The 24,191-nt window shown below is 35.1% G+C and carries 26 protein-coding genes, 1 other RNA gene and 1 other annotated feature; of the genes, 22 read left to right on the top strand and 5 right to left on the bottom strand.

Annotated elements, in window-relative coordinates; translation table 11 throughout:
- Window positions 1–122: 122 nt before the first annotated feature.
- Window positions 123–941, bottom strand: coding sequence for a hypothetical protein (locus N0O92_RS13750; protein WP_315615235.1), 819 nt, complete (start codon window positions 939–941; stop codon window positions 123–125).
- 200 nt (window positions 942–1,141) lie between these two features.
- Here N0O92_RS13750 and N0O92_RS13745 point away from each other — a divergent pair, with 200 nt between their 5' ends.
- Entirely contained in the window at window positions 1,142–1,702 is a 561-nt protein-coding gene (locus N0O92_RS13745; protein ID WP_315615234.1) for a hypothetical protein, read from the top strand.
- Window positions 1,703–1,775: 73 nt separating this feature from the next.
- On the opposite strand, the gene N0O92_RS13740 is transcribed toward N0O92_RS13745, so the two are convergent.
- Window positions 1,776–3,188: a PQQ-dependent sugar dehydrogenase gene (locus N0O92_RS13740; RefSeq protein WP_315615233.1), complete on the bottom strand. Its 1,413-nt coding sequence runs from the start codon at window positions 3,186–3,188 to the stop codon at window positions 1,776–1,778.
- Window positions 3,189–3,413: 225 nt separating this feature from the next.
- Window positions 3,414–3,669: a binding site (T-box leader), on the top strand.
- 81 nt (window positions 3,670–3,750) lie between these two features.
- Between N0O92_RS13740 and N0O92_RS13735 the strand changes: the two genes are divergently transcribed.
- The 8 genes from N0O92_RS13735 (at window position 3,751) to N0O92_RS13705 (ending at window position 9,918) form a co-directional block, all read left to right on the top strand.
- Window positions 3,751–5,010, top strand: coding sequence for an MFS transporter (locus tag N0O92_RS13735; protein ID WP_315615243.1), 1,260 nt, complete (start codon window positions 3,751–3,753; stop codon window positions 5,008–5,010).
- A 287-nt stretch (window positions 5,011–5,297) separates the two neighbouring features.
- A complete protein-coding gene (locus N0O92_RS13730) occupies window positions 5,298–5,870 on the top strand; it encodes a DUF2087 domain-containing protein (RefSeq protein ID WP_315615232.1) in 573 nt (190 codons plus the stop codon).
- A gap of 178 nt (window positions 5,871–6,048) precedes the next feature.
- Entirely contained in the window at window positions 6,049–7,269 is a 1,221-nt protein-coding gene (locus N0O92_RS13725) for an MFS transporter (RefSeq protein ID WP_315615231.1), read from the top strand.
- A gap of 214 nt (window positions 7,270–7,483) precedes the next feature.
- Window positions 7,484–7,960 carry a DUF2975 domain-containing protein gene (locus N0O92_RS13720; RefSeq protein ID WP_315615230.1) on the top strand — a complete coding sequence of 159 codons (477 nt, stop codon included), beginning with the start codon at window positions 7,484–7,486 and terminating at the stop codon, window positions 7,958–7,960.
- A 10-nt stretch (window positions 7,961–7,970) separates the two neighbouring features.
- Window positions 7,971–8,189 (top strand): helix-turn-helix domain-containing protein, encoded by a 219-nt coding sequence (locus tag N0O92_RS13715; RefSeq protein ID WP_315615229.1) that lies wholly within the window; start codon window positions 7,971–7,973, stop codon window positions 8,187–8,189.
- A 465-nt stretch (window positions 8,190–8,654) separates the two neighbouring features.
- Window positions 8,655–9,191: an HAD family hydrolase gene (locus tag N0O92_RS13710; RefSeq protein WP_315615228.1), complete on the top strand. Its 537-nt coding sequence runs from the start codon at window positions 8,655–8,657 to the stop codon at window positions 9,189–9,191.
- Window positions 9,188–9,355 carry an HAD family hydrolase gene (locus N0O92_RS23835; RefSeq protein ID WP_396334512.1) on the top strand — a complete coding sequence of 56 codons (168 nt, stop codon included), beginning with the start codon at window positions 9,188–9,190 and terminating at the stop codon, window positions 9,353–9,355. The genes N0O92_RS13710 and N0O92_RS23835 overlap by 4 nt, the downstream gene beginning before the upstream one ends.
- Complete coding sequence (locus tag N0O92_RS13705) at window positions 9,352–9,918, top strand: DUF4256 domain-containing protein (RefSeq protein ID WP_315615227.1); 567 nt, start codon at window positions 9,352–9,354, stop codon at window positions 9,916–9,918. The genes N0O92_RS23835 and N0O92_RS13705 overlap by 4 nt, the downstream gene beginning before the upstream one ends.
- Window positions 9,919–10,010: 92 nt before the next feature.
- Here N0O92_RS13705 and N0O92_RS13700 read toward each other — a convergent pair whose 3' ends face one another.
- The gene (locus N0O92_RS13700; protein ID WP_315615226.1) at window positions 10,011–10,646 is read right to left on the bottom strand and encodes a pentapeptide repeat-containing protein; all 636 of its coding nucleotides are present in this window, start codon (window positions 10,644–10,646) and stop codon (window positions 10,011–10,013) included.
- A 285-nt stretch (window positions 10,647–10,931) separates the two neighbouring features.
- Here N0O92_RS13700 and N0O92_RS13695 point away from each other — a divergent pair, with 285 nt between their 5' ends.
- The 13 genes from N0O92_RS13695 to N0O92_RS13635 all read left to right on the top strand — a co-directional run bounded on the left by N0O92_RS13695 (window position 10,932) and on the right by N0O92_RS13635 (window position 22,457).
- Window positions 10,932–11,804 (top strand): LysR family transcriptional regulator, encoded by an 873-nt coding sequence (locus N0O92_RS13695; protein WP_315615225.1) that lies wholly within the window; start codon window positions 10,932–10,934, stop codon window positions 11,802–11,804.
- A gap of 196 nt (window positions 11,805–12,000) precedes the next feature.
- Window positions 12,001–12,927 (top strand): AEC family transporter, encoded by a 927-nt coding sequence (locus N0O92_RS13690; protein WP_315615224.1) that lies wholly within the window; start codon window positions 12,001–12,003, stop codon window positions 12,925–12,927.
- A 145-nt stretch (window positions 12,928–13,072) separates the two neighbouring features.
- Entirely contained in the window at window positions 13,073–13,531 is a 459-nt protein-coding gene (locus N0O92_RS13685; protein ID WP_315615223.1) for a hypothetical protein, read from the top strand.
- Between the two features lie 243 nt (window positions 13,532–13,774).
- Window positions 13,775–14,281 (top strand): RNA polymerase sigma factor, encoded by a 507-nt coding sequence (locus tag N0O92_RS13680; RefSeq protein WP_315615222.1) that lies wholly within the window; start codon window positions 13,775–13,777, stop codon window positions 14,279–14,281.
- On the top strand, window positions 14,281–15,861 hold the full coding sequence (locus N0O92_RS13675) for a DUF4179 domain-containing protein (RefSeq protein WP_315615221.1): 1,581 nt from the start codon (window positions 14,281–14,283) through the stop codon (window positions 15,859–15,861). Before N0O92_RS13680 ends, N0O92_RS13675 begins: the two co-directional genes overlap by 1 nt.
- A 144-nt stretch (window positions 15,862–16,005) precedes the next feature.
- A complete protein-coding gene (locus tag N0O92_RS13670) occupies window positions 16,006–16,455 on the top strand; it encodes a DUF3888 domain-containing protein (protein ID WP_315615219.1) in 450 nt (149 codons plus the stop codon).
- A 31-nt stretch (window positions 16,456–16,486) separates the two neighbouring features.
- Window positions 16,487–17,188, top strand: a complete 702-nt coding sequence (locus tag N0O92_RS13665; protein ID WP_315615218.1) for a class I SAM-dependent methyltransferase — start codon at window positions 16,487–16,489, stop codon at window positions 17,186–17,188.
- Complete coding sequence (locus N0O92_RS13660; protein WP_315615217.1) at window positions 17,178–17,435, top strand: hypothetical protein; 258 nt, start codon at window positions 17,178–17,180, stop codon at window positions 17,433–17,435. Before N0O92_RS13665 ends, N0O92_RS13660 begins: the two co-directional genes overlap by 11 nt.
- 218 nt (window positions 17,436–17,653) lie before the next feature.
- Window positions 17,654–18,042: RNase P RNA component class B (gene rnpB, locus N0O92_RS13655), an RNA gene on the top strand.
- A gap of 306 nt (window positions 18,043–18,348) precedes the next feature.
- A complete protein-coding gene (gene htpG, locus N0O92_RS13650; RefSeq protein WP_315615216.1) occupies window positions 18,349–20,226 on the top strand; it encodes a molecular chaperone HtpG in 1,878 nt (625 codons plus the stop codon).
- A gap of 143 nt (window positions 20,227–20,369) precedes the next feature.
- Window positions 20,370–21,203 (top strand): sulfurtransferase, encoded by an 834-nt coding sequence (locus N0O92_RS13645; RefSeq protein WP_315615215.1) that lies wholly within the window; start codon window positions 20,370–20,372, stop codon window positions 21,201–21,203.
- Between the two features lie 98 nt (window positions 21,204–21,301).
- Entirely contained in the window at window positions 21,302–21,793 is a 492-nt protein-coding gene (locus tag N0O92_RS13640; protein ID WP_315615214.1) for a YajQ family cyclic di-GMP-binding protein, read from the top strand.
- 136 nt (window positions 21,794–21,929) lie between these two features.
- The gene (locus N0O92_RS13635; protein ID WP_315615213.1) at window positions 21,930–22,457 is read left to right on the top strand and encodes an autoinducer; all 528 of its coding nucleotides are present in this window, start codon (window positions 21,930–21,932) and stop codon (window positions 22,455–22,457) included.
- 44 nt (window positions 22,458–22,501) lie between these two features.
- On the opposite strand, the gene N0O92_RS13630 is transcribed toward N0O92_RS13635, so the two are convergent.
- Both N0O92_RS13630 and N0O92_RS13625 read right to left on the bottom strand, forming a co-directional pair.
- Window positions 22,502–23,254, bottom strand: coding sequence for an Mrp/NBP35 family ATP-binding protein (locus N0O92_RS13630; RefSeq protein WP_315615212.1), 753 nt, complete (start codon window positions 23,252–23,254; stop codon window positions 22,502–22,504).
- 124 nt (window positions 23,255–23,378) lie between these two features.
- Entirely contained in the window at window positions 23,379–24,095 is a 717-nt protein-coding gene (locus N0O92_RS13625) for a Crp/Fnr family transcriptional regulator (protein ID WP_315615211.1), read from the bottom strand.
- Window positions 24,096–24,191: the final 96 nt, after the last annotated feature.

The following is a 24,191-nucleotide window of genomic DNA, read 5'->3' as shown; positions in this document are numbered from 1 at the left end:
CACTTTCAATAAACTATAATCTAGTATATTGAAAATGATCATGTACTGGGGAACTGTTTAATCTTATTTGTGGTTTTCTGTTGAGTTCTATTTGTGGAAAACTGTTGATTTTAGTTTATCGTTTACACGAGGGCAAGAAAAGCGAAAACCATATAAATGGTGGAGCTAACATAGCTAAATAACAGCCCATTAGGTTCAATCCGTTCTATGATAAATCTCTCCGCCTTCTTAAACGCAGAATCGCGCAAACGCTTGGGCAATTCTAAAAGTTTCTTAATTTCATCCTTTACGGTACTTACAATAAATCTAGTTTCCTCTGAATCAAAAGGAGTATCATTTGGAAAACGCTCTAAAACCATTTCTGATAAATCAGGCGTTCGGCTTGTTTTTAGCTTGAAATTAAGATTAGATGAAATGAGCATTGCGGCAAAGTGTACGCGAGTATAGCCGACCAAATCATAAAAGTTAATAGGGGAAGTACGAGGAAGAAGGATTAGTTCAATTGGTAATTGTAAATGCTTTGGCCAGGGAATTTGACCGGTTAATGCGAGTATGATTTTTGTAAAGTTGCTTGTCTTTGTGAGACCTCCTTGCTTTAAGATAAACGCTTTTGCTAGTTGCATATTTTCTGACTGCCTTTCAACATATCCTGAGTATAATAAGGCGAAGTACGCTTCAACTGTAGCTGATAGATTGCCTTCTTTTTCATCATGGTACAATTTCCAAGCTCCGTTTTTTTCTTGTTTGTGAAGAAGTCTTTTTACAAGCTGTTGAATAAGCCATTCTTCTTGATCATTTTCTAAAGACCTTAATAGGATAATTGTATAAGCATCAGTCATTGGACCACTCTCAAAACAGTAGCGCCAGGAGCCATCATTGGATTGTTCGCTTCGGAGCGTTTGAATCAGTTCTTCGATGGCTGAATTTACCCGTTTATTCAACTTATTCCCTCCTTTTGTACGACAAGAAACACTGTGTGTAAGTTATCGATAAAACCATTTCAATTTTGAGTATAAAATAGCACATGATTTATTATTACAAAGGATAGTTATGTTTGGATTAGTAATACTAGTTCCACCTCTAATACATCGTAAATATAATGTATGGAAAACGTATAAACCATTTAGAATGAGGTGAAACAGTGTATTTTTTAAAACCTATTTCCGATGAGGTTCGTTTATATCAAATAAAATTCAATCATCGTAAAAAAACGATGAAGCTTATATTAGCGTCTATTTTTGCTTGTATTGCTGCTATTCTACAGGCTGCTGGTGGCTTTTTACCAGGTATAGGATATCTTATAAGTCCGTTTGCCACTGCACCTATTCTGTTATGCTCTATGTTATCCATTCCATTTGGAGTAATGTCCTATTTTCTGACCATCATGTTGTTATTCATCCTGCAGCCAACTGAATTAATTGTATTTCCTTTTACAACAGGATTGATAGGACTTGGTATAGGAGCATCTTTTTACCTTTTTAGAAAGAGATTGAGTATGATTGCTACTGGTGCAATTCTTTTAATATTAGGAATTATGAGTCTACTATTTATTTTTCACTTTCCAATCTTAGGTCCAGCCGTTTCTGATTCCTTTTCAATTCTTTCAACTATAGGGATCTTTTTATTTGCTTTCCTTTATAGCTGGTTATGGGTTGAAATTTCTTTAGTCATTTTTCAAAGAATTAAAATGATAATAATTTAGAGATCCTCTAAAATAGCACAGTCTCATCATGTAAGGAATGTATCAAGATTAAGTAGAATTTTAAAATTATGATTCATGGAACGATTTCAAAAACAGTGCCTTGGTTAAAATCAGTCACATTCATAGAGCCATAAACCCCTAAATATAGTGTGGATTGACCCAGATTCGTTCCTAAACTAGCATAAAAGGCTGATTGAGACCCAAAATCATAATCGGTTTGAATCACACTAAAATCACTTTGTTTGCCATCTGGTCTCACTCTAGTATAAGCTAAAGCCCCTCTATTGTGAGGTTGAGAATCTTTCCGGGCAAAATCAGTAAACACAACACCTCCAGTTAAACCAGGGATTTGATTCCCCATATAAGGCTGAATTCCTGTAAGCGCAGTTCCTCCAAACTTATCGGGTCGGGGATCTTGATGAAAATAACTAGTTAAAGGCTGAAGACGACTCCCTGAAAGTGCTACTGATTCATTGTAATAAGCAATTGTTTTCTCATCCAAAGACGAATTGTCAGTACAGCCTCTCACGGTCGAGGTAGGAAAACACCCTTCCCACCCCCGCCAGCCAAAGTTAATAAATCCTTCTTGGTCAGGCTTAGAATATAGTAAAGAAGCTTGAATAAGCTGTGTAACCAGTATGGGTTTATAATGAACAAATGAAAAAATTGATTCGACCAAATCCTGTCCGACATTTCCCGCGTATTTAATATACTGATTATTAAACCTCTGAAAAGAAATACCTGGTATATTACGAACTCCTTTCGCAATTACCGTAAGCGCTTCTTGGATAGATACGGGAAGTTCATGAAAACGTGTAACTACGGGTGGATTATTGATAAATGAATACTTACCTACATCAATTTCTATTATTTTACCAGCGATTTCCATATCGTCCTGGCTTAAATTAAATGGATCATAGCCTGATCCACCATCTCCGGTTGTTAAAACAAGTTTTCCTGTTTCAGGTGAAAAGTTTAAGCTATTGAAACCATTATGATTAAAAAATGGTCTTCTTACATTAAGTAATGTGCGCCGTTTTTGAGGTTGGCCATTCGATTGTAAAATCCATTCTTCAACTGTATCTATATGATCATATTGAATTTCTCTATTTCTCCATTTTAAGTTTAAGGTTCTGGGGTCACATGGGTTAGGCTTAAAAGATTCAGGAAGAGCACCTGGTCCTTGTGTTCCAGCTACTGAGTAATGAAGATAAAACAGACCGTTATAATAAAATTCGGGATGAAACGCTAGCCCTAGCAATCCCCGTTCATCATATCCGCCACCAGAAGCACCAAGTTTTATCACTTGTGGGCGAATATCTAAAAAAGTCCTTATATCTCCGTTTCCTATGTAATAAATTTCTCCTACCTGGGTTGCAATAAATAATCTTTCAATTGAGTCACCTGGAAGAATAGTTGTTTTCATAGCAGTTGGTAAATTGATATTACTTACAATGGGTCGTAAACTAACCTTAACTTTTTTCAATTAACTTACACCCCTTCTTGTTGTTTTCTCTTATAAGAATATGATTAGAAATGTTCAATAAGTACTAAATTAGGGCAGGGGAGCTCACCTTGATTGTCTTTTTAACATATGCGCCACATGGAGCTGTGAAAATTAGAAGTAAGCATTATGTTAAGTAAAACCTTAATGCAAAAATCCAAGAACAATTGCAATATTGGCTAATAATGTTAAAATAAGAGAAAATTTATAAGTGCAATGAAGAGAAGAGTAGATAAAAAGTTTCTTTACAGAGAACTCCGGTAGCTGAAAAGGAGTAAGATAGCTTTTATTGAACCAAGCCTCTGAGCATTACATCGGAACGTTATGAAAGCGGGATGGTGTGACGCAAGCTTCCGTTAAAGAGCTAGGGTATAAGCATGTATATGCCGTACCTGACAAGATTAATATGGTGACATATTAATAAACTGGGGTGGCACCACGACTTTACTATCTCGTCCCCAAGACAAACGTCTTGGGGGTGGGATTTTTTTGTTTGTTGAAAAAGAATGCAGTAGTAAAAGTAAAAAAAGGGAGAGCGATTTTAATGAATGTAAAATTGTTGCTAGCATCGTGGAAATACCCTTCTATTTTGTTGCTTGGAATAGGATTATCTAATTTGGGTGCTTGGGTTTACTTAATTGCATTAAATTTAATTGTATTCGATATGACAGGTTCCCCCCTTGCCGTAGCAGCACTTTATATTCTTATTCCTTTGGCTACTTTAGTCACCAACTTTTGGTCTGGCAGTCTTATTGATCGATTAAATAAACGAAACCTGATGATATTTCTAGACATTATCAGAGCTTTCTGTATATGTCTTTTACCTTGGTTACTAGAAATATCGATTTGGTTCATGTATTCAATGGTCTTTTTGATTAACATGGCAACGTCTATGTTTAGCCCAACATCGATGATTTATGTGACAAAATTAATTCCCCCCGAAAAAAGAAAGAGGTTTAATTCTCTAAGAAGTTTAATCGATTCTGGAGCTTTTCTGCTTGGACCAGCGTTGGCAGGAGTGCTTTTTATAATTGGTACTCCTACTCTAGCAATAATAATTAATGCTATTGCCTTATTGTTATCAGGGTTAATCACTTTTCTTATGCCTAATCTAGAAAAGCATACACGAGATAGGAATAAGGATGAGAAGTTATCGTTGGCATTAATAAAGAATGATTTGCAAATCGTATTGAATTTTAGCAAAAGGAACGTTTATGTTATGCTGATTTACTTTTTGTTTACTTCTGTTATGGTTATGACTGCCGCTGTTGATTCATTAGAAGCAGCTTTTGCGAAAGAAGTGCTTCATTTATCCGACAGTGATTACGGTTTTTTAGTGAGCGTTGCGGGATTAGGTATAATTGTTGGAGCGTTTCTTAACACATTATTCGTTAAGAAGATGGCAACTTCATTTTTAATGGGAATCGGTTTAGCATTTGTATCCATCGGCTATATCATTTACGCTTTTTCACAATCGTTTATCATGGCTGCTTTAGGTTTTTTTATTCTTGCTTTCTTTCTCGCATTTGCAAACACAGGTTTTCTTACTTTTTATCAGAATAATATCCCTATTGATGTTATGGGTAGGATAGGTAGTTTATATGGATTAATCGAAGCAACACTCATCATAATAACTACCGTAATGATGGGGCTTGTTGCACAAGTGGCCTCCATTCAATCTGTGGTCATTACAGGAGCTTTTGTTATGTTGGTAATTTCAATGATATTATGCGTCTTTAATTTTCAACCATCTAAAAGTAACTACTACAAAGTGTCTCCTATTGAAAAAATAGAAATCAACTGAACTAACGATCCCTGCTGATTCCAATTTACTAGACTTTAACCCTTTAATAAGGTTAAACTTGGTCAACCATTTAGATGAAGCTATTCAGCGAGAAGAGGGTTGTATAAAGTACAAGCTTCTTCTTTTTGCTTACTAACATTCTTTTTAATTATGATTATGTATAATATGGTAATTCAAAATAATTTCTTGTATGTCAGACACAAAACTCGTTACGAAATCACACAATTCATTGTTATACTTATCTAATTAGATTATAATCTAATTAACATGATCTTTGGGAGGTTTTTATGCAACTAAATCGGTTAGTGAATTTTCATAAAACAATAGGTGATAAAACAAGAATTAGGATTATTTCGTTATTAAAAGAAGGACCATTACACGGTCAGGCACTCGCAGGTAAGCTAGGACTTACCCCACCAACAATCTCTCATCATATTGCTAAACTACGTGATATTGATATTATTTATCAAAGACGCAACAAAAACACTATCTACTTTCACTTGAATGAAAAGAAACTTGAGATAATGGCTCAAGCTATTCTAAAAATAGGGGTTGAAGATGAGATGAAGCCATATCGATACGAAGAAGAGGAAAAATACAAAGTTCTAACAAACTTTATTCAACATGATGGCAGACTAAAAAATCTTCCGGCACAGCACAAAAAAAGGCTTATTATTTTAGAGCATTTAGTAACTAGATTAGAAATGGGAAAGACTTATAGCGAAAAAGAAATAAATGAATACATTAAGCAGTACCATGAAGACTATGCAACTATTAGGCGTGAATTTGTAATGTATCAGTTTATGTTTAGGCAGGATGGACAATATGAATTAAATCCAAAAGAGATGTGGCTGATATAATCGGCTTTTCTTTTTGGAAACTAATTAGATAAGTATAAAATTAGATTAGACCTAACAGAATTCGGTTGTTATTAAAGTCTTGTTATATACGTTTCACTAATGAAGATTCACTTCGGTATTTTTTGGCTAGCTAATTAGATGATCATGAAATTAGTTGTCGTGGAAAGGAGTTGAGTTGTTGTCAATAGTAAAGACTTGGAGACAAGAAACAAATTACCAGAGTCTTTTTTGGGCTGGGATTATAAGCGGAATCGGAAATCGAATTAGCCAAGTGGTAGTATTGGCTTTGCTTTACCAATTAACTGGGTCAGGAATGGCCATTGGGATGGTTCTTGCCATTCGTATGTTACCATTTCTTCTCCTTGCCCCATTAGGAGGTATACTTGCAGATAGGTTCTCCAGAAAAAAATTGTTGATCATAATTGATTTAGTACGAATTCCAATGGTACTGTCACTTTTACTCGTTCAAGAACAAAGTGATTTATGGATTATCTATGTTAGTACATTTTTACTTGCGAGTGGAGAAGCTTTATATGCTCCGACAAGAATGTCCTCGATTCCAGTACTCGTCAAACAAGAGCGACTAATTGACGTAAATTCAATGGAGCAAGCAATGGTAGGTATGGTTTTAGTAATAGGAGCAAGTGTAGGTGGTTTCATTTCACATTATCTAGGGGTGTCTACTCCGTTTATTTTAAATGGAGTTACGTTCTTACTATCGGCCATGATCTTATATAAAATAAAGTTTCCAGTTATGGAGAGATATCTTAAAAAGAAAAAAGATTCTACTATGAACTCAAGGAACTTATTATGGGGATCTTCTGCACTTAGCACTTTCTTTTTCATTGCTATAACAATGCCTCTAGCAAATGGAATAGATAATGTACTAATAAGTGTTTATGCACTCGAAGTATTTGAAATGGGAGAAATAGGGGTAGGGTTTATGTATGCATCTCTTGGACTTGGATTTATAATAAGCTCGTTGTTTTCTAATTTACTAAAACGTGGCTTATTAATTCTCATTGTTCTTTTTATTGCGTTAGAAGGTATCGGACATATGTTATTAAGTATTGTTCCAACCTTTCTCATAGCTTTAATCGTTCTCATGTTTATTACGTTTGTAGGTGGGATTAGTAATATATGTATCGATACAGTAATGATGAAGGTTATTCCTAATTCCAAACGAGGAACATTTTTCGGATTAATGCAAGCGATTTCAAATACTGCACTTGGACTATCAATGGCATCGGCAGGTTTTTTATTAGAAGTGTATAGTCCCAGAGAGTTAAGTTTCATCGTTGGGTTTGCCTATATTGGTTTTACTTTGTTTTACTCAGTTCTATTTTCAAGATTAAATCTTGTATTTGAAAAAAGAGAGTTGTTGAAGAGAGTTATGTGAAAAATTACTCTTAAGACAAGGTTAAGTCGTTGTCCTTTTTGACAACCCTTACGCTATCAAGCATTTCTTGTAATGAGGAATGCTTTTTTCTTTGTCAGAAATTCAATGGATATTAACATAACAGTAATAAAATAACGATAAATGATAATCATTTATTGCAAAACGATAAGAATGTATTATAATTAAGTTTATCTAAAATATGCGAGGTGCTTTCATGAAACAAGGTACAACATTCTTTTTAAAGGTAGCTGTTTTTCTTATAGGAGCTACAGTCCTTTCTTTAGGTATATTTGGCTTACCTTGGCTTGTTAATAATCCAATAAATCCGGATTATGCCCATATCCTCTATCCGATACTACTCATTATGTATGCAACAGCGATTCCATATTTCATTGCGTTGTATCAGGCGTTTCGACTATTGAGCTATATTGATAAGAATATAGCATTTTCTGAAATTTCTATAACCTCTTTAAAAATGATAAAATACTGCGCGGTCGCAATAGGTATCCTTTATATGGTCAGCATGCCGTTTTTCTATCTCGTCGCAGAGGTGGACGACGCCCCTGGTATCATCGCAATCGGATTAGTTATTATTTTTGCTTCATTGGTTATTGCAGTATTTGCAGCAGTTCTTCAGAAACTATTACAAGAAGCGATCAATATAAAATTAGAGAATGATTTAACGGTTTGAGGTGGATCTCATGGCAATTGTAATCAATATTGATGTGATGTTAGCTAAACGGAAAATGAGTGTAACAGAACTTTCTGGGAAAGTTGGAATCACGATGGCCAATCTTTCAATTCTGAAAAATGGAAAAGCAAAAGCCATTAGGTTTTCAACTTTAGAGGCTATATGTAAGGCGTTGGATTGTCAACCCGGAGATATTTTAGAATACAAAAGTGAAGACAATCTAGACTGATGGAAAACGACAACGACTTATTTTATAAAACAAAACTAGTAGTAATGTGGGTAAGTGATTTATCCAAGGGGGAATTAAAATCAAAGTTGTACTATTCGGCGTAGCATGTCAAATTGTATTTCTTTTGTACACTACGATTTTTGGATTTGTCAGACTTTTTATGTATTACAATTATAGTGTTTATTCAGTAGCTTTTTTTGAGTTGTTTTTAGGCATAACTAGTTTTATTTGCGGAGTATATGGCCTGATCAAAAAAATGAACTATAAAGTGTCATTGGGGGTAACTATTTTTGGTTCTCTAATTTGTTTGTGGTTTATCGTTCTTTACTTATTACCGGAAGCTGGCATACCGCCCGCAATTCCATGGTTTTACTAAAATTTGGTAGGGGATAATACCGTAATGATTAATGATCTTACTTAAAAATTTAATTCTTATAAATAAGTAACTATTTTGGAGGTCCAAAATTGATTTTTTTCGATATAGATTGTACATTGCTTAATCATGAGCAAGCAGAGGAACTGGGAGCTATTGAGTTCTTGAAAAACAATTGGGAAGAGTTTAATTATACCTTTCATGCCAATGAGTTTATAACATTATGGAATAACTTATCTAAAAAGTACTTTGAAAAATATCTAGCTAAAGAACTTTCTTTTCTAGAGCAAAGGAGAATGAGAATGAAAGATTTGCTTGGTAGTCATTTAAGTAATGATCAAGCAGATAAAAAATTCAATGAGTACGTAAAGTATTATAAAAAAAATTGGAGTGTATACGAAGATGTTATCCCGTGCTTAGAGAAACTAAAGAAACAAGGGTTTCAACTAGGGATTATAACAAATGGTGATAATGATCAACAAATAGAAAAGCTTAAAACTATAAATATACATAACTATTTTGATTGTATTGTTACCTCAAGTAAAGTTGGTGCATCTAAGCCTAATTCAAGGATCTTTTTAGAAGCGTGTAATCAAGCGATTGTGAAAGTGGAGAATGTTACTATATAGGAGATAGGTTAGAAACTGACGCAATTGGTAGTACAAATGCAGGAATGAGAGGTATTTGGTTAAATCGAAAGGATAAAATGACACATCCGGATGTACGAGTTATACATGGCCTTAATGAGTTGGAAGCCATTATAAGTAAAAACAAAAAGGGGGAAATACTATGACAAATAAAAATAAGGAATTGTCAGTAGAACAACGTGAAGAATTACTCACATCATTGAAAGTTCGTTTTGAGAAAAATATAGATCGCCATCTTGGGATTGAATGGTCTAAAGTTCTAGCAAAGCTCGAGTCTAATAAAGAAAAACTATGGTCGCTTAATGAGATGGAAAGAACAGGCGGTGAACCAGATGTTGTTGGTCATGAGGAAGAAGAGGGCGAATACATTTTTTATGACTGCTCAAAGGAAAGTCCAAAAGGTCGGAGAAGTGTGTGTTACGACCGTGAAGCACTCGAGTCTAGAAAAAAACACAAACCAGAAAATAACGCGATTGATATGGCCGATGCCATGGGCATTGAGCTTTTAACGGAAGAACAATACCGAGAGTTGCAGAAAATTGGAATTTTCGATACGAAAACATCGAGCTGGGTAAAAACACCAGATACTATTAGAAAGCACGGCGGAGCTATCTTTTGCGATCGTCGTTACGACACTGTCTTTATGTATCATAATGGGGCGGAATCCTATTATGCTGCCAGGGGGTTCCGTGGCTCGTTAAGGGTCTAAATGTTTCTCAAGTGAAAACACACACTACTAAAACTAGAATGAACGTCAGGCCATAAAACCGCATTGGTTAAAGATACAATGCGGTTTTCGTGTTAATCTTTAATGACCAATCCAAGCAAAGTGGCAAACTGTAGTGCTTGATGGCTAGAAACTTTACATCCTTTCAGGTCGACCAAAGACACAGTGAGTGTTTCAAAACGAGAAGAGCTAATGTCGATTCCTTTTAAAGAAGTTTGCTCAAAATTTGCTTTGTTCAAATTACATAAGTCGAATTGGACCTTTTTCCATTTGCATTCGTAAAAATCGGCATTGATGAGTGAGGTGTCTTGAAAGATTACTTTCTCGAATTTGGAATGCCCAAATGAGGCCATGTCTAACAATGATTGTTCAAAACGGACATTACCAAAACGGGACTCTGTAAAGTCTACACCTATCAATTTGCAATTTTTAAAATGGACTCGATGAATAGACGACTGACTCAAATTGGCATTAGACAAATCACAGTTTTCAAAATACACATCGGTCAGATCAATTCGAGCGAAATGGCTCTGATTGAGATGGCAATTTTTTAAAACCATGTTAGATAACCGAACTTTCTCCAGTGTTTCGTGGCTAAAATCAGAATCAATGACTTCACACAATTCTAGCTCAGGATCTTCTTCGTAAAGAATATCCTTGAATGGTCTTGTATGTAAATCCTTTAGTAGTTTAGGTGCGTCTATTTTCATTCTAATCCCTCTTTTCTATTCATCCTATATTCGCAACTTTCTTGATTAGTGGAGTATCTATATACAACTATATGAAATGGATGGTCTCAAATAAAGACTATTCTTTTTATTAGTTTTGTGTGCAAAGAGAGAAAGCATAAGTGAAGGAAAGCGATTATTCAATAATGTATAATAGAAGAACTGGGTATAAGATGCATTATTATCCTAAAAATGATAGTGGATGAAACGAAATTATGGGAGGAATGTCTTTTTTTATAGTGATCAACAATCAATGGAGGAGAAAAAATGGATGAACGTGATTGGCTTATCTTAAAAGTTCTCTATGAGAAAAAGAACATTACAAAGACAGCTCAAAGTCTCTATATCTCACAACCTTCCTTAACGAAAAGAATTCAGCAAATCGAAAATGTGTTTCAAGTAGCTATAATCAACCGAGGTACAAAGGGAATTCAGTTTACTCCACAAGGGGAGTATTTGGCTAAAAGTGCTGAAGACATGTTAACTAACCTTCAACAGATGAAGGAAATGGTTCTAAATATGGAACAAGATGTAAGAGGTACTTTACGATTAGGGGTATCCAATTACATCGCAAGGTATAAGCTTCCTCGTTTGTTAAAACTGTTTAAAGACCAGTTTCCAAACGTGAATTACAAAGTTACAACAGGATGGAGTCACGATATTGTGAATATGGTCTATCATCGTGATGTTCATATCGGGATTATCCGCGGCGACTATCAGTGGGCTGATTCCAAATGGCTTCTTTTTGAAGAAAACATTAGTGTCGCTTCAAAAGAACCATTTACACTAGACGACCTACCTGATATGCCAAGAATTAATTATGAAACAGATTCGCTACTAAAGACAATTATAGATCAGTGGTGGAATCGCACCTTTTCACAGTCTCCTTTGATCGGAATGGAAGTGGATAAAGGAATAACTTGTAAAGAAATGGTGATTAATGGTCTTGGTTACGGAATACTGCCTAGCGCGTTAATTGAGGAACATCCAGACTTACATAGCATTACGCTAAAAGATGAACTAGGAGATCCGCTTATAAGAAAAACATGGATGTTTTATCATGAAGATACTACTGAAATAAATATGGTCAGAGAGTTTGTTCAGTTCGTTGAAAAAGTAAACTTTAACCATGTTGATTAAGGAAGATATAGAAGAGGACACCTTTACAGTATAAAGACAATACTTCCATTCATGTTAGGTTTGTTACAATTGGTACTAACCATCCTTTTTGTAACAAACCTTTTTCTATTCATTTTTTGAATAGATCCTCATAACCAAAATGAATTTTACGAAGGCTTAGTTATTTAATAAGCTTAGACGGAAGGGGTGGTTGTGTATGGAAGTATTTTTATTAATTGTAGTGAATGTGATGGTGCCTATTTTTTCTTTAATCGCAATTGGAGCCTTTTTACATCGAACATTTACGTTTGATATGAGCACACTTTCAAAGTTAAATACGTTTCTATTGATTCCAGCTGTGTGTTTTGTCAATGTGTATCAAAGTCAAATGGCCGGAGATACTTTTTCACTAATTATTGGTTTTCTCGTTTTGCAAAATATTAGTTTAATTGTAATTAGTTCGCTAGTTGCAAAGATAGCAAGGTTTGATAACCGCTTGTCAGCGACATTTAAGAATAGTGTTGTTCTTAGTAATAATGGCAACTTTGGCTTACCTGTTAGTCAGCTCGTCTTTTTGCATCATCCAATCGGAGTAACCGTTCAGATAGTTGTTCTTATTTTTCAAAACTTACTTACGTTTACCTATGGTTTATTTAATTCTGTTTCAGTTGAGAAGAAAGGTTCTCAAGCGTTGTTATTGTTTTTGAAGAATCCTGTTATTTATGCGTTAGTGCTAGCTCTTGCACTGAAAGCTCTTTTCGTTCCGATTCCACATTATCTCTGGACCCCAATCGAAACGATAGCCAGTGCCTTTATGGCCATTGCACTTGTGACACTTGGTGCTCAAAGTGCGTTTATCAAGCTTTACCGTTTTTCTAAGCCATTAATTCTAAGCTTAATTGGTCGTTTGATTCTGTCACCTTGTATTGGTCTTATTGTTATTCTACTTTTGAATTTGGATGGAACGATTGCACAGGCATTATTTATTGCGAGTGCTTTTCCTACGTCAAGAAATAGTTCAATATTTGCATTAGAGTATGGAAATCATCCCGAATATGCCGCGCAAACCGTTTTGGTATCAACGGTATTTAGTATGTTGACGGTAACAGGTGTCGTCTATTTGGCACAAATTTTATTTTCGTAAATAAGGTGTTAGATATGATTAGAAAAAGTGGTTTATCGTTTTCGCACACTGTTCAAATAAAACTGGTAACAATCAATGGTAAATCCTTCCTGATAAACACTGATTTATGTTATCGTTTAGTAGAGTATCACTAGGAGGGAAGAACATGTTAATTCAAATCTGGCTTTTTGTAATAGCGACAGTTGTTGCTGTCATCGGTATTGTATTTCAGTTTAAAAGACTTATGGCTGACGTCAGTTCTAAACTTGATAACCGAGAAGAAGTTACGACTCAAAGTATTCAAAAGGAAAATAGTCGTTTTTTTATAAGAGTGGTTATGGTGGAAACCATCCCTATCATCTTAGTTGTAATTGGGTTTATCATGATGGAATCGATACAAGGAACACTTGTACTTTGGGACGTATTGCCTGCACTTGTCATTGTGGTTATCACATTTATAGCTGGAATGATAAATCTTGTTATTGCGCGTAATCATGCTTTAGCAGGCCGTGATGTCACTGTTCAAACCCAAGCAGCTGTGACAACTATGACTTTTGTTGGAGTAAGTTTAATCGCGGCTCTTCCAATCATTTCTATAGTTGCAATGTTCACGTTAATTGCATAATGCGGACGTTACATAATTCAAAGGGCCTTACTCTAAAAAGGAGTAAGGTCCTTTTACTTTCAAAGAGGGAGGGAGAACCAGATGTCCACGGTAATCCATAATGGAAACGTGTAAAAGAGTTACAATGCTAGAATTGTGAATACATTCATGTAACAGTAACGCGAAAAAATTTTAAAAAAGAGGGAACTTTTTCATTCATTTAAAACTCTAATTAAGGAGTTGTGGAAGGAGAGGGAGACATTTGTGGGAAATCACGATCTAATTACGTGCATAAAAAAGAAAGATCTCGAAGCACTGATTAACTGGATAGACGAAAAGAAAAGTAAGTATTATAAAATTGGCTGGGCCTACCTTCGTAGCCACCATGATATAGAAGATGTATTTCAAAATACGATTCTAAAAGTTTATGAAAATATTCACCAGCTAAAAAAACCACAGTATTTTGAAACATGGGTAACTACTATCTTTATTAATGAATGCAAAAGTATTCATCGAAAAACGAAGAAAGTAGTATTTGAATCGAAAGAGCCTGTTGAGGACATGAGCCAAGATAAAACAAGAATTGAATTACTTGATGGTGTTGAAAAATTAGAAGAACAGTATAAAGAAGTTATTATTTTAAAGTACATAAGTGATATTTCTCAAGAAGAGATAGCAGCCCTTCTTCACATACCCATTGGAACGGTTAAGTCGCGGTTGTTTAGAGGACTAAAATTGCTAAGAATAGAACTGCAGAGAGGAGAGTTGTAATGAGCTGTAAATATTGTGAAGATCGGTTAATCGATTATATTGATAATAGACTCGAACCGGAAGAATTAGAAAAAATGGAACAACATTTAAATGAAAACAATGAATGTAAAAATGAGTACATCTCCATCTCGCAAGTAACATCCTCCTTAAAAAGCGATAGCGAACAGATTAAAGTACCTTCAGATTTAATGGCAGAGGTTCGTAATAAAATAAACATACCGAACAAACGGAAGCGAACCCTATTTTACCGGCGAGGCACTTGGGTAGCTGCTATTCTATTTAGTTTTTTATTTGTTAGCACAGCTGTCGCAACGAATGGTTTCAATGATGTTCTAGATTGGTGGAAACACGTTACCGAAGAACAGCAACAAAGAGTCGATCAAAATATTGAGCATGGACTAGGAGAACGAGTGAATTTAGAAGCAATAAGTAACGATATTAAAGTAACGATTACTGATGTTATAGCCGATGATCTCCAAACACATATTTATTATGAAATTGAAGATTTATCAGGTCATCAACATTATATGGTGGATTTTCACCACACTGGAACAAAAATAAGAAGCACAAATGAAAATTGGTCAGAGGATTATGATCATGACAACGGGTTAAGAAGTCATATGCGACTCTTTTCAGATCAAGAAAATGTTGTTAAAGGAAGACTTGGACTTTCTCCATTGGCTACGGAAGAAGGAACCATTTCTTTACAACTAAGCGAACTAGAAAAAGTTCCTTCTCTTTTTGAACAAGATGAAAATTACGAAACGACCCCTATTGAAGAAAGGGAGTTATTTTCAGGGCATTGGACATTTGATATACCAGTAAAGAAACATCCAGCGATAGTAAAAGATTTAAACATAGAAACTGAAATAAATGGAAACTCTGTAACATTTTCAAAATTAACAATTGCACCAACCGTGACAACTTTACGTTATGAATTTTGGAATAGAGACATAGATGAACAAATCATTCAATACCTTATTTCAGGTCTTGAGGCTGGTAGTCAACTATATGAACGAGATGATTTTGCTGTTGGAGGTGGTGGAGGTTCGTCATATGGGAATCAATACTTTGATATAGGTTTTGAATCAATGTATTTTACCCAGCCAGACAACATTCAGGTGCTAATTGATGGGTTGGTTGTAGAGATAAGTGAAAAGAAACAGTTTGAATACAATTTCGAACAACCAGAGACATTTGAATACTTAGGTACAACTATTTCAATAGAGGATATTACGCTCGGGAACCCAACAACCTTTACTCTCAAAGAGGAGTTTCATCCAAATAGGAAGTATGAAACGTTATCTATATCATACCTCAGTGATAACAATCAAGCAGGATTCGGAACGTCTAGCACTGTGACTGGTTTATTCATGGATGCGTCTGGAAACGTATATGATATTGAAGAGTATTTCTTTAGAATGAAGGAATTCGATCAACCGAGGTTTTTTACAAAGGAAAACTCAGTTACTTTTTACGGTGATAATGATGTTGAAATGGTAAAGCCATCAGGATTTGAAATAAGCGGATATACAAAAACTATGTTTTTTGATCAAAAGGTAGAGATTGATTTGAGATAGAGTGTGAAGGGAGGAGGGGAACATCTTTTGGTGTTCTCCTTTTTTATACTAGGTAGGCGGAATGGAAAATGCAAGAATTCTACCATTAACGTATGTATTAAACCTGCAAGGAAAAACTACAAAAAATACATTTGGAGGGAAAATGTGAAACAATCCATTTTTGCTATTGTAATTTCCTTTTTTGCCGTTTTTTCTTGGAATACTTTTAGTGTGGCTCAATTAACCGATTCACTACCAACTGAGGATACGAAAGAATTGATGGTTCAAGATATGTTAATGCTTCTGTTAGGAGAAGAAATAGACAAAGCAGTGAGTAACTTTTACAATGAGTATGTAACAGAATCACCATTGGTTTATCCATATCAAATTGATATTGTAGATGTAAAAAGAGTTCATGGGTTTCGTTCCTTTCATTTTTATATTACATTAGAGGCTACACCAGTTGTTGGACCCCATATATCAGTCGGAAAAGATAGGTTGACGTTTGAAATTGCTCCGACATTATCTGGACAAGTTAAGCTAAGGAAATATGAACATCTTGAAACTCATGAGTTACCGCCAAACTGGAAACACATAATGAAACAAAATGCATAAACCAAGATTACTTGAATATTTGGAGGGGAAAATGCCTGATCACTCAACTGTCTATACGAAACAAACAGAATTATATGACCAAATGATTTCAAAACAGCCGAGCTTACTGAAAGTCATCGAGGAGATAACACCTTTAAATGACTTAGATGTTATTGATATGGGAGCTGGTTCGGGAAGATTAACAACCATTCTAGCTCCACATGTTAACTCAATTCTTGCATTAGACTCTTCTGCTGAAATGTTAGATCTACTAGATGAAAAATTGAAGGATCAAAACAGTCTGAACGTTGAAACACAAGTTGCTGACCATCGGAATTTACAAGCAGAAAATGAAAGTGCAGACTTAGTTGTAGCAGGGTGGACAATTTGTTACCTGGCTAGCACAAATGTAGAAAATAATGTACATAATATCAATGAAATTATGAAAGAAATCATGCGCGTACTACGGACGAAAGGAACCGTTATAATCTTTGAAACATTGGGAACTGGTTGTGAAACACCCAATCCACCTGAATTTTTAAAACAATATTACTCATTACTTGAAAATAAATATGGCTTTTCTCATAAGTGGATACGCACAGACTATCAATTTGAAAGTTTGCGTGAAGCCGATAAGTTAACGAGATTCTTCTTTGGTGACGACATTGTAGATAAAGTGGTAAAAGAAAACTTACTAACACTTCCTGAATGTGCGGGTGTTTGGTGGTTGAAAAAGGAAAATAATGAAAGCTAATAATACAATTGAATACAATAAAGTATTTTATTTTGAATCATGCACGATAGGGAGAGGGTATTTAATGAAAAGATGGCATATTTTTTTACTGAGTTGGGTTATGGCAGGCATCATAGGTGTATTAGGAGCATTCATAGCTCTTAATCTTGAAACATTAACCACCGTTCATTTAATTCTATTGATGATTGTAATGGGAGTTGGGGTTGGGGGAGGACTGAAGTTAATATTAAATAAGTTAAATAACTAAATTGCAAAGATGGATCCTATACAATCGCTTATCAAACAGAGCATTTTATTGAAGACGAAACACTGAATTTCACCTCGTCTTTTATTGATGAGTTGCCATTTTAGAAACTAGCTCAATCGTTGAAGATACATAATTAAATGTGAACAAACAAATAGGCTCGAATAATACTTGCGCAGAATAAACATTTGTGTTAAACTAAGGTTACAACAGCTGAGATAACGTTCAGGTAATCGCTGCATCTTTGATGTAGAGGAAAGTCCATGCTCGCACGATCTGAGACGATCGTAGTGTTCGTGCCTAGCTAATTCATAAGCTAGGGCAATCTGGTAGTAACTGGATTGACGGCGGGAGAAACCACCTAAGGCTAAAAGCTATGGTCGAGTATCCCTGAAAGTGCCACAGTGACGAAGCTCTTTTGGAAACAGAAGAGGTGGAACGCGGTAAACCCCACGAGCGAGAAACCCAAATTTGGTAGGGGAATGATCTCGAAGGAATCAAACGGAGAGATTGACAGGTAGTACAAAGCTATCTGTAGATAGATGATTACCACCGGAGTACGAGGATGAAACCGCTTGCAGTACAAAGGTACAAAACATGGCTTATCGAACGTTATACAGACAGTTGTACATACAACTCCAATTATTTGCTGCAGTGTTCGCTACTATTTCTAAAAGAAAAGGGAGCTCGCTTTATTGCTTTGAGTGATGAACTTACTTAGGCTATGCGGCATTGCGGCCTACATAAACATTTCGTCAAAAAGGACGAAGTGTTTTTTTGTTTTCTATGAAAAATTGTTCTAGATAAATTGACATTCAAAAACGGATATGTAAAATAAAAGTTAGAGTTAGCACTCGGACGTTTAGAGTGCTAAAACTTCAAAAATTACTCTAGTTATACGAAAGGAGAACAACCAATGACTAAAAAGCAATTTAAAGCAGAGTCAAAAAGACTGTTAGAAATGATGATTAATTCTATTTATACTCAAAAAGAAATATTTTTAAGAGAGCTAATCTCTAATGCTAGTGATGCAATCGATAAGATGTATTACAAAGCGTTAACAGATGATTCAATTGATTTTAACCAGAGTGATTATTACATAAAAGTGAAAGCAGATAAAGATAGCCGTACACTGACTATAGTAGATACAGGTATTGGTATGACCAAAGATGAATTAGAAACAAATCTTGGAACGATTGCCAAAAGTGGATCACTTGCCTTTAAAAAGGAAAATGAGATTAAAGATGGACATGATATTATTGGGCAATTCGGTGTTGGTTTTTATTCAGCCTTCATGGTTGCTGATGCGGTTACTGTTACAAGCAGAGCGGTTGGAAGTGAAGAAGCATACAAATGGGAGTCTGATGGCGCTGAAGGTTACACCATTGAACAAGCTGAGAAAGCTACATTTGGTACAGAAATCGTCATTACAGTGAAAGAAAACACAGAAGATGAGAATTATGATGAGTACTTAGAAGAATACAGATTAAAAGCCATTATTAAAAAATACTCTGATTTTATCCGCTACCCAATCAAAATGGACGTTATTCAGAAAAACCTTAAAGAAGGAAGCGATAACGAGTGGGATGAATTTACGGAAGAGCAAACAATCAACAGCATGGTTCCCATTTGGAGAAAGAATAAAAACGAATTAACAGAAGAAGATTACGAGAACTTTTATCAGGAAAAACATTATGGCTTCGATAAGCCGTTAAAACATATTCATATAAGTGTTGATGGAGCGGTACGTTACAATGCCATTTTGTACATTCCTGAAAGTATTCCTTTTGATTATTATTCAAAAGAATTTGAAAAAGGGTTAGAGCTTTATTCTAACGGTGTGTTAATTATGGATAAATGCTCTGATTTATTACCTGACCATTTTAGTTTCGTAAAAGGAATGGTTGATTCGGAAGATCTTTCTTTAAATATTTCGCGTGAAATTTTGCAACATGATCGTCAGTTGAAATTGATTGCAAAAAATATTAAGAGTAAGATTAAAAGCCAATTAGTAAGCCTTTTAAAAGAAGAACGTGATAAGTATGAGAAATTTTACAAGTCTTTCGGAAGGCAGCTAAAATATGGTGTTTACACTGACTTTAGTAGCAAGGATGATTTGCAGGATCTACTTATGTTCTATTCTTCAAAAGAAAAGAAAATGGTTACGCTAGCTGAATATGTATCAAGAATGCCAGAAGATCAAAAATATATTTACTATGCAGCGGGTGAATCCCAAGAACGAATCGAAAAATTACCGCAACTTGAATTAGTAACCGATAAAGGCTATGAAGTGTTGTATTTTACTGAGGATGTGGATGAATTTGCGATTCGAATGATACCATCTTACAAAGAAAAGGAATTTAAATCTGTATCAAGTGGGGATTTAGGTATTGAATCTGAGGATCATTCTGATTCAGCAAAGACTGATGAAAATGAGCATAAAGAATTGTTTGATTCAATGAAACAACTATTATCAGGGAAGGTGAAGGATGTTCGAGTATCCAAACGGTTGAAGACTCATCCTGTTTGCTTATCAACGGATGGAGAGGTTTCAATTGAAATGGAAAAAATTCTTCAATCCATGCCAGATAATCAAAATATCAAAGCAGATAAAATATTAGAAATCAACTTAAATCACGACGTATTCCAATCATTAAAGCATGCCTTTGAGAGTGATCAAGAAAAATTACGTCTATATACAAATTTACTGTATAACCAAGCACTCCTAATTGAAGGATTACCGATTCAAGACCCCGTTGAATTTACAAATGATGTTTGTAAAATTATGGTTTGATCAAATAAACAAATCCCTAGTCTCTGTAGATTAGGGATTTTGTGTATTTTATTACCATTTATCTAGTAAACATATAAAGAGTATGAGATAGTTTACATATACTACGCTAAAAAATACGATTAAATCTTAGGAAGGTGAAATACATGAACAGGATCGTAACGGCAGAATGGCTACATAGTGAATTGGAGAAACAGAGTGCTGCTTATGTTATCGTAGACACACGTTTTCAATTAGGTAATCCAGATGTAGGTAGAGTTTCTTACTTGGAAGGACATCTACCAGGCGCCATCTATGTTGATCTTGAAAAAGACCTATCATCAGCTGTTTCTAAGCATGGCGGTCGTCATCCACTTCCAAACATAGATACGTTAATAGCTAAGTTTGAAAAATGGGGTATAGGAAATGAATCAAAGCTGATCGTCTATGACGATCAAGGTGGCATGTTCGCATCGCGTTTTTGGTGGTTATGTCATTATCTAGGACATGACGATGTTGCCATTTTAGACGGAGGTTATTCGAGCTGGTTAGAAAAAGGGTACGATGTTATTACTGAAATACCCGTTCCCTCACAAAAGACGTTCTCGTTACAGGTGAATGATAATGAAGTATTAGCAGATGCTGCGTATGTAAAAGAAAGGTTGCATAATACAGAAACGGTTTTGCTAGATTCCAGGGAGCTCGCTAGATATTTAGGCAAGGAAGAGCCAATCGATCCAATAGCTGGACATATTCCGGGAGCTGTTCATTATTTTTGGAAAGATGTACTAGATGACAAAGGAAACTGGAAACGTAAAGAAGAACTAAAGAAGCATTTTGCTAATATTCCTCAAACAAAAGAAGTCATTGTGTACTGCGGGTCTGGTGTATCGGCTTGCCCCAATATTTTAGCTTTAAAAGAAGCGGGCTTTTCAAATGTAAAACTTTACAGTGGGAGCTGGAGTGATTGGATTACTTATGAAGATTATCCAATCGAGTGAAAACACATTAGATGAGTTTGTCGTTCGAAAAGGTGATTGCTTGAAGCAGCGATTCTATTTCCTTTATAATAGAGGAAATACATATGTGGAGGTAAATGATGTCAAAAGAGAGTTCATTCGATATTGTATCAAAAATTGATATGTCTGAAGTAACCAATGCGGTGACGATGGCTACGAAAGAAATTCAAAATCGCTATGATTTTAAGGGAAGCAAGAGTAGCATCGCACTTGAAAATGAAGAATTAGTATTAGTATCAGATGACGAATATAAGTTAGAACAACTAAAAGATGTGCTTATCACTAAATTAATTAAACGAGAAGTCTCAATTAAAAATTTAGATTATGGAAAAATAGAAGGAGCATCAGGAGGAACCGTTCGTCAACGAGCTAAATTAATTCAAGGAATTGATAAAGAACAAGCGAAGAAAATCAACACGATCATTAAAAATAGTGGTGTGAAAGTAAAAAGCCAAATTCAAGATGATCAAATTCGCGTAACAGGAAAAAAACGTGATGATTTACAAGCCATAATTGCAGCCATTAGAGGTGCGGATTTATCAATTGATGTCCAGTTTATTAATTATCGTTAGTTGTAGAGCAGGCACCTCTCATTATGTATGATGAGAGGTGCCTGTTTTTTGTTGTTTCCTCATATATAGCACATGGATAAATATTCTAGTACGAACAGTCACATAATAGAGACAAGTCCATTTTGGAGGTACAGAGATGAAACAATCCATTTTAAAGATGATATGGCTTTTAGTATTAGTAAGCTCTGTTCATTTGTACTATTCTGTAGATGTTCAGGCTAAGCCAGATGAAGAGAAGCAGATTGAAGAATTTATTAAAGGCAACAATTATTTACCAGCGAAAAAAGCGATCACAATGTTCGAACAGCAACATGATAGGACCGTTAGTCTTCCAAAAAGACTACCGTTTCGACCAAGTCACAAATTTGGTCAGATCACCAATGAAGGGGACCTTAGGCTGCATTACTTACGCGTTTTTAATAAACCACATCAAGATTTTATTTTCTCCATTATGTCACCTGAAAGCAAGATTGACAAACATATCACACCGGAAGATAAAGTCATTACATTAAGAGACGGAACCAAAGCTTACTATCAAAATGCTAATGACTTAAATACATTAATCTTTAAGAAAAAAGGATGGGGATATATCTTTAGTGGCAATTTAAAACAGTCTAAAGATTTTGGATTAGAAGGATTAATAGAAATTGCAGAATCTATCTAAAAAATCATGAAAAGAACCTGATCAAATTCATCAGGTTCTTTTCATTACTTTACTTCTTCACAAGTAAGTGTTTCGACTAGATTAGTCGCTAGAGAATGATACACACTAGCTAATTGCTCATCTTGCGTCAATAAAACAGAAGGTTCTCCATCAGCTTGTGGATGAACAAGTGGGATAGAGGCAAGGAGATTTGTATCTAAATTGGAGGCTAATGTTTCGCCACCGCCCTTTCCAAATAGGTGATATACTTCCTCTGAATTGGGAGGTGAGAAGTAAGACATATTTTCAATCACACCTAAGATGGTATGATTCGTTTGTTTTGCCATCATTCCGGCACGTTCTGCTACATGTACAGCATTCGGATGAGGAGTCGTAACAATAATTTCTTGACACTTTGGAAGTTTGTGATGTAAATCAAGTGCAATATCGCCGGTTCCAGGTGGGAGATCTAAGATGACGAAATCTTGTTTGCCCCAAATGACATCATCAAAAAAATGATCAATCATTTTCCCAAGCATTGGACCACGCCACACAACTGGATCATTTCCTTTTAATAAAAATCCCATTGACATGACCGTAATATTCTCATGTCCAACAGGGATAATCTTGTTATTCATTGTTTTTGGTTTTGACTCAATGTTTAATATTTTCGGCACGCTATATCCATATATATCTAAATCAATTAGAGCTACTTTTTTACCGATATCGGCTAATGCTAAAGCGAGGTTTACTGCTACCGTTGATTTTCCAACCCCGCCTTTTCCGCTCGTTATGGCAATGACATTTCCGTTTAACAATTTAATCACTCCTTTATATATAGAATATCGAATAAATGACAATTAGACTGTGATGATGATCACTTTCTCTCTTGCTTTTAAAAATAAAAAAAGGGTTCTCCCGTTTGGGAACCCTTAGTTATATTTACATTCTGCAAATCTCAAGTGGGCAATTCTCACAATGGCAAATATCTTTTAATGCATCTATATCATAGATATAGAGAAATCCTTTTTCCTGTCCCAAAATTTCTTTTCCGCGTAAGTCTGATAACATGCGGTTGACACTTTCTCTAGTTGCCCCGATGTATTCGCCTAATTCACCGTTTTTTACTTTCTTTGTAATGCGGATTCCGTTATCGTGCTTCTCGCCATATGAATTAGCCATACGGATAAGTGTCGAGCAAAGAGCACCAAGTTTTCCGTGAAATGTTAAATCTCTAAGCTTTGATTGTGTAATTTGGTTCAATAAAGACGTCCATTTCAAAAATTCTACAGCAATCTCTCCATGTTGCCATAAGAGAATCTCTAAGTCTTTTTGTTGAATCACACCAATCACACAATCCGTTAACGCCATAGCATTGTAGCTATAATTTATATTCATGAAACTACTCAGTTCCCCAAAGAGATCTCCTTTGTCAAACATATTGAGAATATATTCTTTGCCATCTGAAGTACCTTTTATTAGTTTTACATTTCCTTCTTTTATATAAAATAGCTTATCTGCTGTATCGCCTTCCCAAAATAAATAAGTACCGGCCTCAACATGTTGCTCATACATAATTTCTGTTAATGCTGTTAATGTTTTATCTGAAAGGTGAAATGTATTTTGATTTATGTTCCTGTCTAAAGTGATTGCTGTCATATAAAAACGCCTCCTAACAACTTGTAACTTCATTATAAAAGAAATCAAAAATGAAAAATGTGATAAAAATCACACTTTTATAAATTTGGGCGATTT

The sequence above is a fragment of the Alkalihalobacillus sp. MEB130 genome, from assembly GCF_032335535.1.
In the GTDB taxonomy this organism is placed as follows: domain Bacteria; phylum Bacillota; class Bacilli; order Bacillales; family Bacillaceae_D; genus Halalkalibacter.
This window is presented reverse-complemented; position numbering and strand designations above follow the sequence as displayed.

What these genes read in the sequence shown, in the direction of transcription:
- htpG (WP_315615216.1), top strand. Translation starts at nt 18,349, where the DNA reads ATGACTAAAAAGCAATTTAAAGCAGAGTCAAAAAGACTGTTAGAAATG.
- N0O92_RS13705 (WP_315615227.1), top strand. Translation starts at nt 9,352, where the DNA reads ATGACAAATAAAAATAAGGAATTGTCAGTAGAACAACGTGAAGAATTA.
- N0O92_RS13715 (WP_315615229.1), top strand. Translation starts at nt 7,971, where the DNA reads ATGGCAATTGTAATCAATATTGATGTGATGTTAGCTAAACGGAAAATG.
- N0O92_RS13635 (WP_315615213.1), top strand. Translation starts at nt 21,930, where the DNA reads ATGAAACAATCCATTTTAAAGATGATATGGCTTTTAGTATTAGTAAGC.
- N0O92_RS13695 (WP_315615225.1), top strand. Translation starts at nt 10,932, where the DNA reads ATGGATGAACGTGATTGGCTTATCTTAAAAGTTCTCTATGAGAAAAAG.
- N0O92_RS13625 (WP_315615211.1), bottom strand. Translation starts at nt 24,095, where the DNA reads ATGACAGCAATCACTTTAGACAGGAACATAAATCAAAATACATTTCAC.
- N0O92_RS13690 (WP_315615224.1), top strand. Translation starts at nt 12,001, where the DNA reads ATGGAAGTATTTTTATTAATTGTAGTGAATGTGATGGTGCCTATTTTT.
- N0O92_RS13645 (WP_315615215.1), top strand. Translation starts at nt 20,370, where the DNA reads ATGAACAGGATCGTAACGGCAGAATGGCTACATAGTGAATTGGAGAAA.
- N0O92_RS13735 (WP_315615243.1), top strand. Translation starts at nt 3,751, where the DNA reads ATGAATGTAAAATTGTTGCTAGCATCGTGGAAATACCCTTCTATTTTG.
- N0O92_RS13665 (WP_315615218.1), top strand. Translation starts at nt 16,487, where the DNA reads ATGCCTGATCACTCAACTGTCTATACGAAACAAACAGAATTATATGAC.
- N0O92_RS13720 (WP_315615230.1), top strand. Translation starts at nt 7,484, where the DNA reads ATGAAACAAGGTACAACATTCTTTTTAAAGGTAGCTGTTTTTCTTATA.
- N0O92_RS13640 (WP_315615214.1), top strand. Translation starts at nt 21,302, where the DNA reads ATGTCAAAAGAGAGTTCATTCGATATTGTATCAAAAATTGATATGTCT.
- N0O92_RS13660 (WP_315615217.1), top strand. Translation starts at nt 17,178, where the DNA reads ATGAAAGCTAATAATACAATTGAATACAATAAAGTATTTTATTTTGAA.
- N0O92_RS13685 (WP_315615223.1), top strand. Translation starts at nt 13,073, where the DNA reads ATGTTAATTCAAATCTGGCTTTTTGTAATAGCGACAGTTGTTGCTGTC.
- N0O92_RS13675 (WP_315615221.1), top strand. Translation starts at nt 14,281, where the DNA reads ATGAGCTGTAAATATTGTGAAGATCGGTTAATCGATTATATTGATAAT.
- N0O92_RS13730 (WP_315615232.1), top strand. Translation starts at nt 5,298, where the DNA reads ATGCAACTAAATCGGTTAGTGAATTTTCATAAAACAATAGGTGATAAA.
- N0O92_RS13700 (WP_315615226.1), bottom strand. Translation starts at nt 10,646, where the DNA reads ATGAAAATAGACGCACCTAAACTACTAAAGGATTTACATACAAGACCA.